Consider the following 11,994-nt stretch of genomic DNA (forward strand, 5'->3'; position numbering starts at 1 on the left):
GCGGGTCAGGCGGGCGCACCGGGGAGGGGACGGTGCGTTCGAAGGTCCACGATGTATCGGCTCAGCGCGGCAGCGCCGTCGAGCATGCAGACACCCTGAGCGGTGAGTTTCGCCTGCCAGTTGTCGAGCGCGCTCGCCAGCGCCTCGGTGCTGCCCGCGGCGCGGATCTGTTCGACGACCGTGGCGATGTGGGCGAGGCGGTAGTGGCCCCGGCGCAGGATGTGGGCCAGTTCGGCGTCGCGCAGGTCGGTGGAGCTGTAGTGGCGGTAGCCGGTCGCGGGGTCGCGCGTGGGGGTGAGGATTCCGGCTGCCTCCCAGGCACGCAGGGTGGCGCGGGTGACTCGGAGGTGGTGGGCGAGTTCGCCGACGGTCCTGGTATCGGCTGAAAGTGTTGTGTCAGAGCTCGATTCGGTGATCAGGTGGTCGACGGCTCGGCGCACCGCGATCAGGGTTTCGCGATCTCGCAGGAGTTGGCTGTGCCCGCGGTCGATGATCGTGAGGGCTTTGTCGAGGTCGTCGGCGTGCAGAGCCCGCATGATCTGACCCGCGGTGGCGTGACCGTAGGCGGTGATCAGGGTGAGGTAGGTGCGCAGCGCGCTCGCGTGCAGGTCGGTGTAGATCCGGTAGCCGGTGGGGGTGCGCTCGGCCGGTGGCAGAGCGCCGTCCTGCTCGTAGTTGCGGACCGCCTGGGTCGAAATCGCGTGCTCGCGGGCCAGGTCGGATGGTCGAAGGGTTCTCACTGATTTGAAACTTTACGACATCTCCGGCGAACAGCTCCTGATCAACCCTCAACCGTTCTTTCAACGATACGATTGATAGACATGAGTCAGAAAATCAGCGACTTCGTCCCGTCATCCTGTGAACTGCTCGCGCTCGGGGAACCGACGCACAGAGAACCCGGCTTCGCGTCGGTCCGCAATGAACTGTTCGTCGAGTTGGTGGCGAGTGGGTTCCGATCGATCGCCCTCGAAACGGATCGGGTGGCAGGCCTGACCGTGGACGAGTTCGTCCGAGGTGGCCACGGCGCCCTCGACGAAGTGATGCGGACCGGCTTCTCGCACGATTTCGGCGAACTCACCGGCAACCGGGAACTGGTCGCGTGGCTGCGCGACTACAACGCGGGCAGACCGGCCGAGGATCAGGTCGGCTTCTACGGATTCGACGCCGCGATGGAAACGATGAGCGCTCCCAGCCCGCGCACCTACCTCGAATTCGCCCGCGACTACCTGGAGCTCGACTTCGACATCGCCGGGCCCGCGGGCAGCGACGAGCGATGGAACCGCCCCGAAGCAGTCCTGGATGCGAAGGTCTCGCCCGGTGCCACCGCCGACGCCGAGCAGTTGCGGGTGATGGCCGACGACATGCTCACCCTGCTCTACACTCGCGCGCCGGAGCGGATCGCGGCTACCTCACTCGACGAGTGGCGAAGGGCGACAATCCATCTCACCGCTGGACTCGGCTTGCTCCGCTACCATCGGCAGGCAGCCGCGCCGACCGAGGACGGCGTGCGATGGAACAGCCTGGCCGCCTCCCGCGACGCGCTCATGGCCCAGAATCTGCTCGAGATCCGGTCGATCGAAGCGCGCCGCGGGCCGACCCTGGTGTACTCGCACAACCTGCACCTGCGGCGCAACACCAGTGTCATGTCGATGGGACCGATGGAACTCGTCTGGTCCGGTGCGGGGGCGATCGTCGGATCGCTGCTGGGGGAGCGGTACGGGGTGATCCTCGGCAGTTTGGGGCGCAGCGACGGCCTCAAACTCGCCGAACCGGAGCCGGGCACCTTCGAGCACACACTGCAGAACCGCATCGGCACATGGGGTTTGCTGCCGGCGGCAGAGCTCGGGCCCGGACATACCCGCACCGATGCGACGCGGGAGCAGGGCTACTTTCCGCTGGATGCGGATACCGTGGCCGTGGCGGACACGATCCTGCACCTGGCCGTCGGGCGGGCGCCGACAGCTGTCAGGTAGCCGAGCCGCGCTGTGACGAGCCCACCAATTCCTCCAGGTAGGAGGCGACACCGTCCTCGTCGTTGGTCGGCAGCACCCGGTCGGCGAGTGCGATGACCTCGGGGACCGCGTTGGCCGGAACCAGCGCGGTACCCGCCCACGTCAGCATGGCGACATCGTTGAGCGCGTCCCCTGCGGCCGCCACCTCTGCCAGGTCGATACCGTCCATCGCGCACAACCGTTGCAGCGCACTGGCTTTCGACACACCTTCGGCGGCCATCTCCATGTAGGCGGCGCCGGAGTGGGTCAGTTCCACGCCGGTGATCCCGACCGCCACCGCCGTCCGGTACAGCTGGGCACCGGGCAACTCGGGATGGCGGGCAACGATCTTCACCATCGTTTCCAGCCCGGCAGGCAAGGTCTGCGACAACTCCATCTCGTGCGGGTGCCGGTGATGATCGCTGAACTTGCACAGCGCGGCATAGGCAGGCTCGGCGACGAACCGCGTGGCGCCGACAGTGGCGAACACGACACCCGGAATCAGGCCGCGAATCTGCTCCATCACCAACCCCGCCGCACCGTTGTCGATCGACACGGTTTCGATGATCTCGGGGGTGCCGTCCGCGAGGTCGAGCACCACCGCACCGTTGGCACACACCGCTCTACCGCGAAAACCACACGACTGCGCCAGCTCGTGCACCGAATGCCGAGCCCGCGCCGTCGCCCACACGACCTCGATGCCCGCCGCTTGCGCACGCGCCATCGCCGCCGCGGTGCGTGCGGACACGGTGCGATCGGAGCGCAGCAGCGTGCCGTCGAGGTCGGTGGCGAACATCCGGATACTGGTCACTCGGTCATGCTGTCATGCACCGCGACGACCACCGGGCCGGGGCGCTCGGCGGCGGTACTCGAGTCTTCCCGCTGCTAGGTGGCCTGGCTCACCGAGGACATGTGGAAGTCGGGGATGCGCAGTGGGGGCATGGCGGTGCGGGTGAACCAGTCCTTCCATTCGCGGGGGAGGGTGATCTCGGTGGCGCCTGCTTCCGCGACGCGGCGCAGCAGGTCGAGGGGGCTTTCGTTGAAGCGGAAGTTGTTCACCGCGCCGGTTACCCGGCCGTTCTCGACGAGGTAGACGCCGTCGCGGGTGAGGCCGGTGAGGAGCAGGGTCGCCGGGTCGACCTCGCGGATGTACCAGAGGCAGGTGAGGAGCAGGCCGCGTTCGGTGCGGGCGATCATGTCGTCCAGCGACGCGTCACCGCCGCCGGTGAGCAGCAGGTTCTCACCGGGAACCGTTGTGGGGGCGGCGAATTCGGCGGCGGTCGCGCGTGGGTAGACGAGTGACTCGATGACGCCGTTGCCGATCCAGTCGACGCGTCGGGCGGACAGGCCGTTGTCGAAGACCGACAGCGATTCCGAGGACGAACCGGTCGCCACGAACGGCCGGTATTCGAGGGCGCTCGCCTTCGGGTCGGAGTACAGCGTGAGCGGAATGTCGCTGAGCCGCTCACCGATCCGCGTGCCGCCCGCGCGGGAGAACGCGGTGTGGCCTTCGTGGGCGCCACGGCCTTCCATGCTCCACGCCAGGTAGATCATCAGATCGGCGACCGAGGAAGGGGGCAGCAGGGTTTCGTAGCGGCCTGCGGGAAGATCGATGCGGCGCTTGGACCAGTCCAGTCGGCGGGACAGCTCGGCGAGCAGGCCCGGGGTGTCGACGTCGGTGAAATCGGCCGTGCCGACACCGACCCACGCGCTGGCCAGATCCTTGCCCTCGCCGCGTTTGCCGTTGATCTCCACCGAACCGGTCGGCTGGCTGAACCGGCGACGGATGCCGGTCGAGGTGCCGAGCCAGGTGGTGTGCACCCGGTGGTGGGCGAAGCCGTAGAGACGGTCGGTGCCGTCGAAACCGGTCGACAGGTCACGCGCCAGCCCGGCGAACACCTCGATCTCGGTGGCGCCGGGCGCCTGATCCCAGGTGGCGGTGTCGTCGTCGGTGGGTTCGAGCAGCGGCATCGCGTCGCGGGCCGGGGCGGCTGTGCGCGCGGCCTCCTCGCTGGCGCGCACCACGGCCTCGATCTCGGTGGAGTCGACGCTGGTGGAGCTGATCGAGCCGACCCTGGCGGCGTTCGGGCCGTCGCGGAACACCGAGATCACCGCCCAATCCCGCGAAATCGACGAACCGTTGGTGGTCATCGAGTTGCCGGCCCACCGCAGCGACGCCTCGTGCGCATCGGTGACGATCACGATCGCCTCGTCGGCTTTCGACACCGCCAGCGCACGCTCGACCACCGCGCCCGCCGGGAACAGACCCTCGTTCACTGACCGCCCTCCGTCCGGGTATTGAGAATGTTGACCCCACGCACCAGCACCGACGGGCAGCCGTGACTCACGGCCGCGACCTGACCCGGCTGCGCTTTACCGCAGTTGAACGCGCCACCGAGCTGCCAGGTGCTCGGCCCGCCGACCGCTTCCATCGACCCCCAGAAATCGGTGGTCGTGGCCTGATAGGCGACATCGCGCAGTTGACCGTCCAGCTCGCCGTTGCGGATCCGGAAGAACCGCTGGCCGGTGAACTGGAAGTTGTAGCGCTGCATATCGATCGACCAGCTCTTGTCGCCGACGATGTAGATGCCGTCCTCGACGCGGGAAATGAGCTCCGCGGTACCGGTGTCACGCGATGGATCGGGCTGCAACGACACGTTCGCCATCCGCTGGATCGGAACATGGTGCGGCGAATCGGCATACGAGCAACCGTTGGATCGGTCGAGCCCGAGCCGCGGGGCGAACACGCGGTCGAGTTGGTAGCCGACCAGGATGCCCTCACGCACCAGATCCCACTGCTGGCCCGCCACCCCCTCGTCGTCGTAGCCGATGGTGCTCAAGCCGTTGACCTGGGTGCGGTCTCCGGTGACATGCATGATCGGTGTGCCGTACCGCAACGTGCCGAGCTGATCGGGAGTCGCGAACGAGGTACCCGCGTACGCGGATTCGTAGCCGATCGCCCGGTCGTACTCGGTGGCGTGACCGATGGATTCGTGGATCGTGAGCCACAGGTTCGTCGGGTCGATCACCAGATCGGTGGGACCCGCGACGACGCTGGGCGCCTTCACCTTCTCGGCCAGCCAGCCGGGGATCTGCGCGAGTTCGCCCGTCCAGTCCCATGTTCGGTCGGCGCCGGTGACGTACTCCCAGCCCCGGCCCGCGGGCGCGGCGAGGGTGCGCATCGTCTCGAAGACGCCCGACGCGGCATCGACGGTGACAGCCTCCAACTGGGGGTGCAAGCGCACGCGCTGCTGGGTGATCGAGGAACCCGCGGTGTCGGCGTAGAACGTCTGCTCCTTGACCTGCAGGACCGAGGCGGTGACGTGGTCGACACCGTCGGCCGACGAGAGGCGTTCCGAATAGTCCTGCAGCAGCGCCACTTTGTCGGCGGTCGGCACCGCGAACGGGTCGAGATCGTAGGACGAGACCCACGAGACATTGTCATAGCGTGGCTCGTCGGCCAGCTCCACACGTTCCCGGTTCAGCGAACGCAGCGCCCGCGCCACCCGCACCGCGCGCCCCGCCACCTCGGCGGCGGTCGCGGGCGTGAGTGCGGCGTGCGAGGCGAAACCCCAGGTGCCGTCGACGATCACGCGCACCGCCAGCCCCAGCTCGGTCGCATCGGTGACCGCCTCGACGCGGCCGTCGCGCAACCGGATCGACTGCGTCACCAGACGGTGCACGCGCAGATCGGCGTGGTCGGCGCCTGCCGCGCGGGCCGCCGACAACGCGGCCTCGGCCAGTGCGCCGAGCCCGAGCGCGCGGAACTCCTCGTCCACATCTCTGGAAGTCGTGGTACTCACCGGACCAACGCTAACCGGTGCCACCGACACATGTGCGCCGGAACCGGATCCGGCCACCGTCATGTCGGTCGATGCAGGCGCTGCCTGCCTGCAGTGGGTGCCACGAGGCAGCGTGTCGGTGCGCGAAAAGCCGGTTGCGACAGTCGTTGCCGTGACGCGCGGACTCCGCCTCCTCCCGCGAGCGGTGCCGGAAATGCCGTAGGGTGCCCGCCGTGCCGCCATCTGCCCTGCGCGATCGAAAAAGGGAACGAACCCGACGTGCGATCCTCGTGGCCGCCGTCGAATTGTTCGAGGCCGGCGGGTACGAGGAAACGACCGTCGCCGACATCGCGGCCGCGGCCGAGGTCGGTACCCGGACCTTCTTCAACTACTTCGCGAGCAAAGAAGAGTTGCTCTTCCCCGAGCCCGACGAACGGGTGCGCGCAGCTGTCGCGGCCATCGCCACGCGTCGGCCCGGTGAGCGACCGGTGGAGGTGTTGCTGCGCGCCTTGCGCGCCGCAGGCGACAACCCCGGCGCACACCTCGTCGACGATGTGGGCTCGCGGGTGGCGGCGCTGCGGGCGCGGGTCTCGCGGACCGTCCCCTCGGTGAGCGGGCGCGCCGCGCACGCGCAACTGGTCGCGCAGCGCGAGATCGCGCACCAGCTGCACATCGCGTTCCCGCACGAACTCGACGAGGTCGGCGCGGCAGCGCTGGTCGGTGCCGTGGTCGGCGCGGTGTCGGGCGCGCTGACGGTGCTGTTCCAGCAGCCCCAGCACGGCATCGACGACGGTGAACGCCTGCACCGCAAGATCCACGAGACCACCTCGCGGGTCCTGCAGCCCTGGCTCGCCGCGTCCGCGCCGACGGAACCGGCGCACTAACCGAACTGCTGCCACCCCAACCGGATCACCATCACGACCACGACCACCAGCAACACGATCCGGACGAACCCGGCGCCCTTGGCCAGTGCCATCCGTGAACCGACCAGTGCGCCCAGCACATTCGCCACCGCCATGGCGGCGCCGAGGCCCCACAGGATGTGCCCGGTCGCGCCGAGGAACAGCAGCGCACCCACGTTCGATCCGCAGTTGATCACCTTCGCCATCGCCGCCGCCCGCACGAACTCGGTGCCGAGCAGCGTCGCGAAGGTGATGATCAGGAAGGTGCCGGTCCCCGGCCCGAGCAGTCCGTCGTAGAGGCCGATGAGGCCGGCCGCCAGCGCCACCACCAGGATCACTCTGCGTCGCGTCGGCGGATGGGTGGCCATGGTCAGACCGACCGAGGGGCGCAGGGTGACGAACACCGCCACCCCGACGAGCACCACCATGACCAGCGGAATGAACAGGTCGCGGTCGATCAGCGAGACCGCCGCCGCGCCGCACGCGGCCGTGATCGCGGCGATCACCGCGCCGGGCAGCAGGACCTTCCACTGCATCGGCACCTTGCGCGCGAACGTCGCCACCGCGGTCGCGGTGCCCGCCAGCGCGGCGAGTTTGTTGGTGCCCAGCGCGGTCTGCGGGGTGATGCCGGGGACGACGAGGAGCAGCGTCGGCAGAATGATCAGCCCGCCACCGCCGACCACGGCGTCGACCCAGCCCGCCGCTGCCGCGGCCACCAGCAGGACCGTCCAGTCTCCTATTTGCACTCGTACAGGCAATCAAGATCACGGCCGGAATGCCAGCCGGGGCTACGCTGGGCCCCGTGCGCCGGTTCAGCCTGTGGCTACGCGGACGACCCATCGTCGCCGACTCGATTCTCGCGGGATTGCTGCTGTTCCTCGATGCCATCGGGGTGGGCGACGAACACAACAAGGTCGTCTATCTGATCTTCTCGGTGATCCTGCCGTTGCCGTTGATCCTGCGGCGGGTGTATCCGCGCACGGTCGCGGCGGTGCTGCTGGTGCTGTCGTTGCTGAACACCTTGATCGGCTATCTGATCGATGATCAGGTCGCTGATCACGTCGCGCTGATCGGGCTCGGGGTGATGCTGTACACGCTCGTCGCCTACGTCGGGCGGCGGGAGGGGCTGATCTTCCTCGTCTTCCTCACGCTCGACATGGCGGCCTCGGTCGTGCTGCTCGACCAGCCGCGTGGCGGCGATCTGGCGATGGCGGGGCTCATCTACGCGCTGTGCTGGACACTGGCCGAGTTCAACGGTGCCCGCCACGCCTACGACTCTGAGGTAGCGGCCCGCCTCGCGGTCGCCGATTACGACAAGGAACGTCGCGCCCACGACGCGGTCGCCGCCGAACGGACCCGCATCGCCCGCGAACTCCACGATGTGGTGGCGCACGCGGTGAGTGTCATCATCGTGCAGGCCGATGGGGCCAAATACGCCCTGCGTCAGGACCCCGAGACCGCCGAACGCGCACTCGCCACCATCGCGGGCACCGGTCGCGACGCCCTGCGTGAACTGCGCCGCACGGTCGCGCTGCTGCGCACCGAGCACGCACCGGAACTACTGCCACAACACGGGAGCGCGGGGATCGCGAAGCTGGCCCAGATGATGCGCGAAGCGGGTCTGGCGGTCGACCTCGAGCTGACCGGTGAACTCGACGACATCGCCCCCGAGGTGAGCCTCGGCGTGCACCGCATCGTGCAGGAATCGCTCACCAACACCTTGCGCCACGCGGGGGCGGAGTCGAAGGCGGTGGTTCGGGTGCACCGGCGCGACGAGGACATCCTCGTCGAAGTCACCGACAGCGGCGGGATTCCGGCCACGGTGAGCGCGGGGAGCGAGATCCCCGGCACCGGGATGGGACTGGTCGGGATGCGCGAACGGGTCGCGGTGCTCGGCGGCACGTTGCACGCGGGCAGGCTCGACGACGGTCGCTGGCAGGTGCGGGCCGACCTTCCACTGCGCACCGAAACGGACTGATCCGCCCACTATGGTGGGGCAATGCCGATCAGCGTGCTCGTGGTGGACGATCAGGAACTCATGCGGATGGGCCTGAAGATGGTGCTCGGCGCGCACCCGGACATCGAGGTGATCGGCGAAGCGGGCAACGGTGACGAGGCCGTGCGGCGCGCGAGCGAACTGCGCCCCGACGTGGTGCTGATGGATGTGCGGATGCCGGTCGTGGACGGGGTCACCGCCACCGCGCAGATCGTGGCCGCGGGGGAGGGCGTGCGCGTGCTCGTGATGACCACCTTCGACCTCGACGAACACGCCCTCGGTGCCCTGCGCGCCGGTGCGAGCGGGTTCCTGCTCAAGGACACCCCGCCCGAGGACCTCGTCTCGGCCATCCGCAGCGTCGCCGCCGGTGACGCGGTGGTGTCGCCCAAGGTCACCAAACGGCTGCTCGACCGCCTCGTCGCCGAAAACCCGACCAGCCTGCGCGACCCGAAGGTCCTCGACGTTCTCACCGCACGCGAACGCGAAGTGCTCGAACAGATCGCGGTCGGGCGCTCCAACGCCGAGATCGCCACGGCGCTGTTCCTGTCGGAAGCGACCGTGAAGACGCACGTCGGGCGGGTGCTCACCAAACTCGGCCTGCGCGACCGGGTGCAGGCGGTGGTCCTGGCCTACGAAACCGGTCTGGTGCGCCCAGGTGCCTGAACCCGTCGGCGAGCCCGGGAGAAAAATCGGGCGCTGGTGCGTTGAACAGACAGATCATCCGAAAGGATCGCCATGACCGCCCTGCTGTTCGTCCTCTACCTCGTCGTCGAGATCGCCGCCCTCGTCGGTCTGGCCCAGTTGATCGGCGTCGGCTGGGCGCTGCTCGTGCTCGTCGCGGTGTCGGGCGTGGGGTTGGTGCTGCTCGCACGGCAGGGCAGGCGGGTGTTCGACCGATTCCGGCGCGCCTCCCGTGGCGAGGTGACCGCCGAGAGCGCGGTCGCCGACGGCGTGATCGTCGCCACCGGATCGGTGCTGCTGTTCGTGCCGGGTCTGGTCACCGGTCTGGTCGGCCTGCTCGCGCTGTTCCCGCCGACCAGGGCGCTGCTACGACCGGCGCTGGAGAAGCTCGGTACCCGGCGCTTCGGTCCGCTGCCCTCGTTCGCGCCCTCGCCGTATCGCGGAATGGTCGTCGACGCCGACGGTGATGTGGTCGACGGCACCGTAGTCGGGCAGTGGTACGACGACGGTCACGCCAGCGGTCCGCGCGCGCTCGGCTCCGCCTGATTCGAGTCGGTCTGAACCGACACGCCCTCGTCCGGCGGCGAAGGGTCTACAGTACCGGCATGGCCACCGAGCAGATCACCGTCACGGTGAGCGAGGAACTGGCCGACGCGGTGCGCAGAGCGAGCACCGCTGCCGGACAGTCGATGTCGGATTTCACCACCGCCGCATGGCGATTGGAAATGATCGCCGTGGAGGCGGGCGGGCATTGTCCCGCCGGGTTCGGTGACGCCGAAGTGCGCGCCGCACTGTCACTGCCGACCTGACACCGTCGTCGGCGTAGCGGCGCTGTCACCGCCGGGCCGAGACTGTCCCTGCCGAGGTGGTGATCCGTCGATACGGCAGACTGGGGCACCGTGAGTACCCAGTTGCTGATCGGCGGTCGCTTCTACAGTTCCAGCTCCCCGGACGCGACCGCGATGGCGGTCACCGACGGCACCGTCGTGTGGCTGGGCGCGCAGGCGCCCGGACGCGCGATGCATCCCGATGCGGAGATCGTCGACCTCGACGGTGCTTTCGTGGCGCCGGCGTTCGTCGACCCGCACGTGCACGTCACCGCGCTGGGACTCCAGCTGACCGGGCTCGACGTCAGTGGCGCCCGATCCCTGTCCGAGCTGTTGGCTATGGTTCGCGCGCACGCTGCCGAGCACCCGGACGGCGTGATCATCGGCGAAGGCTGGGACGACACCGCATGGCCCGACCAGCGGCCGCCGACGGTCGCCGAACTGGACGAGGCCGCTGGTTCGGGTCGGCTCGTCTACCTGGCGCGCGTCGACGCGCACTCGGCCGTCGCCTCCTCGGCGCTGCTCGACGCGACGGGCGAACTCGGCGACGGATACCAGCGCGGCGAGCTGTTGCGCGCCGACGCCCACCACCGGGTTCGCACGGTCGCCCTCGCGGAACTCACTCGCGCCCAGCGTGATTCGGCCCGCAAGGCCGCTCTGGACGCGGCGGCCGCACACGGCATCGTGGCCGTCCACGAATGCGCGGGGCCCGATATCTCCGGCCGCGACGACATCGGCGAACTGCTCGCCTTCGAACACGGTGTTGACGTGCGCGCGTACTGGGGTCAGGCCGTGCGCACCGCGGACGAAGCGCGCGCGCTGATCGATGAGCTCGGCGTACACGCCCTCGGTGGCGACCTGTTCGTCGACGGCTCACTCGGCTCGCACACCGCCTTGCTGCGCGAGCCCTACGCCGACGCCGCGGGGTGCGGCAAGAGTTTCCTCGACAAAGACACGGTCACCGCGCATATCCGCGCCTGCACCGAGGCGGGGATCCAGGCGGGCTTCCACGCCATCGGCGACGCCGCGATGGACACCGTGGTCGCCGGATTCGCCCGTGTCGCCGGCGAACTCGGCGGACCGGCGATCGCGTCACGCGGGCACCGCGTCGAGCACGCGGAGATGATCGACCCCGCCGCGATCGAAAAACTCGCCGCCCTCGGCGTGATCGCGTCCGTGCAGCCGGGCTTCGACGCCGCATGGGGCGGACCCGACGGGATGTACGCGACCCGACTCGGCGCCGAACGCGCCGCGGGCCTCAACCCCTTCGCGGCGATGGCCGCGGCCGGCATCTCCCTCGCCATCGGCTCCGACGCACCCGTCACCGCCATGAACCCGTGGGAACAGGTGCGTGCGGCCGTCCACCACCGCACCCCCGGCCACGGACTGTCCCCGCGCGCCGCGTTCGCCGCCGCCACCCGCGGCGCCTGGCGAGCGGGAGGGGTTCGAGACGGCATGGCGGGCACCCTGGTTCCCGGCGCGCCGGCCTCCTACGCGGTCTGGGAGGCCGGTGACCTCGTCGTCGCCGCGGCCGCCGACACCGTGCAGCGCTGGTCGACCGACCCGCGCTCCCGCGTGCCGGGCCTGCCACGTCTCGACCCGGGCGCGGACCTGCCGACCTGCCTGCGCACCGTGCACAACGGCACCACGATCTACACCGCCTGACCAGCCGTCAGCGCCGCGCACGCAACGAATCACGGAGCAGCACACCATGATCGACCCCGCGACGGGCGACCGTCCCGATTCCGCAGCCGACGAGCCGTCATCGGCCGACCGCGATCTGGATCCGGGTGGGTCGAAGTCGGCCACGGCGGC

The 11,994-nt window shown here is 69.3% G+C and carries 12 protein-coding genes; 7 read left to right on the forward strand and 5 right to left on the reverse strand.

Annotated features, from left to right (window positions below; genetic code table 11):
* Nucleotides 1–5: 5 nt before the first annotated feature.
* Complete coding sequence (locus ACLJPD_RS14300) at nucleotides 6–740, reverse strand: TioE family transcriptional regulator (protein WP_410872567.1); 735 nt, start codon at nucleotides 738–740, stop codon at nucleotides 6–8.
* A gap of 81 nt (nucleotides 741–821) precedes the next feature.
* Here ACLJPD_RS14300 and ACLJPD_RS14305 point away from each other — a divergent pair, with 81 nt between their 5' ends.
* Entirely contained in the window at nucleotides 822–1,973 is a 1,152-nt protein-coding gene (locus ACLJPD_RS14305) for an erythromycin esterase family protein (RefSeq protein ID WP_410872568.1), read from the forward strand.
* Here ACLJPD_RS14305 and ACLJPD_RS14310 read toward each other — a convergent pair.
* From ACLJPD_RS14310 to ACLJPD_RS14320, 3 genes are all read right to left on the reverse strand, one after another.
* Entirely contained in the window at nucleotides 1,966–2,802 is an 837-nt protein-coding gene (locus tag ACLJPD_RS14310; RefSeq protein ID WP_410872569.1) for an HAD family hydrolase, read from the reverse strand. The genes ACLJPD_RS14305 and ACLJPD_RS14310 overlap by 8 nt on opposite strands.
* A gap of 74 nt (nucleotides 2,803–2,876) precedes the next feature.
* Nucleotides 2,877–4,256 (reverse strand): metallopeptidase TldD-related protein, encoded by a 1,380-nt coding sequence (locus tag ACLJPD_RS14315; RefSeq protein WP_410873409.1) that lies wholly within the window; start codon nucleotides 4,254–4,256, stop codon nucleotides 2,877–2,879.
* Between the two features lie 8 nt (nucleotides 4,257–4,264).
* Entirely contained in the window at nucleotides 4,265–5,794 is a 1,530-nt protein-coding gene (locus ACLJPD_RS14320) for a TldD/PmbA family protein (RefSeq protein ID WP_410872570.1), read from the reverse strand.
* 212 nt (nucleotides 5,795–6,006) lie between these two features.
* On the opposite strand from ACLJPD_RS14320, the gene ACLJPD_RS14325 reads away from it, so the two are divergent.
* Nucleotides 6,007–6,657, forward strand: coding sequence for a helix-turn-helix domain-containing protein (locus ACLJPD_RS14325; protein ID WP_410872571.1), 651 nt, complete (start codon nucleotides 6,007–6,009; stop codon nucleotides 6,655–6,657).
* Here ACLJPD_RS14325 and ACLJPD_RS14330 read toward each other — a convergent pair.
* Complete coding sequence (locus ACLJPD_RS14330) at nucleotides 6,654–7,421, reverse strand: TSUP family transporter (protein ID WP_410872572.1); 768 nt, start codon at nucleotides 7,419–7,421, stop codon at nucleotides 6,654–6,656. The genes ACLJPD_RS14325 and ACLJPD_RS14330 overlap by 4 nt on opposite strands.
* A gap of 56 nt (nucleotides 7,422–7,477) precedes the next feature.
* Between ACLJPD_RS14330 and ACLJPD_RS14335 the strand changes: the two genes are divergently transcribed.
* From ACLJPD_RS14335 to ACLJPD_RS14355, 5 genes are all read left to right on the forward strand, one after another.
* Nucleotides 7,478–8,653: a sensor histidine kinase gene (locus tag ACLJPD_RS14335; protein WP_410872573.1), complete on the forward strand. Its 1,176-nt coding sequence runs from the start codon at nucleotides 7,478–7,480 to the stop codon at nucleotides 8,651–8,653.
* Between the two features lie 21 nt (nucleotides 8,654–8,674).
* A complete protein-coding gene (locus ACLJPD_RS14340; RefSeq protein WP_410872574.1) occupies nucleotides 8,675–9,334 on the forward strand; it encodes a response regulator in 660 nt (219 codons plus the stop codon).
* A 72-nt stretch (nucleotides 9,335–9,406) separates the two neighbouring features.
* Nucleotides 9,407–9,898 (forward strand): FxsA family protein, encoded by a 492-nt coding sequence (locus tag ACLJPD_RS14345; RefSeq protein ID WP_410872575.1) that lies wholly within the window; start codon nucleotides 9,407–9,409, stop codon nucleotides 9,896–9,898.
* 59 nt (nucleotides 9,899–9,957) lie between these two features.
* On the forward strand, nucleotides 9,958–10,161 hold the full coding sequence (locus ACLJPD_RS14350) for a hypothetical protein (protein WP_410872576.1): 204 nt from the start codon (nucleotides 9,958–9,960) through the stop codon (nucleotides 10,159–10,161).
* 90 nt (nucleotides 10,162–10,251) lie between these two features.
* Nucleotides 10,252–11,844 carry an amidohydrolase gene (locus ACLJPD_RS14355; protein ID WP_410872577.1) on the forward strand — a complete coding sequence of 531 codons (1,593 nt, stop codon included), beginning with the start codon at nucleotides 10,252–10,254 and terminating at the stop codon, nucleotides 11,842–11,844.
* The last annotated feature ends 150 nt before the right edge of the window (nucleotides 11,845–11,994 follow it).

The organism is Nocardia sp. A7, from assembly GCF_046549215.1.
Classification (GTDB): Bacteria; Actinomycetota; Actinomycetes; order Mycobacteriales; family Mycobacteriaceae; genus Nocardia.

Bases quoted from the DNA above. Each gene is read 5' to 3' on its own strand.
- ACLJPD_RS14305 (WP_410872568.1), top strand. From the start codon at position 822: ATGAGTCAGAAAATCAGCGACTTCGTCCCGTCATCCTGTGAACTGCTC.
- ACLJPD_RS14340 (WP_410872574.1), top strand. From the start codon at position 8,675: ATGCCGATCAGCGTGCTCGTGGTGGACGATCAGGAACTCATGCGGATG.
- ACLJPD_RS14345 (WP_410872575.1), top strand. From the start codon at position 9,407: ATGACCGCCCTGCTGTTCGTCCTCTACCTCGTCGTCGAGATCGCCGCC.
- ACLJPD_RS14350 (WP_410872576.1), top strand. From the start codon at position 9,958: ATGGCCACCGAGCAGATCACCGTCACGGTGAGCGAGGAACTGGCCGAC.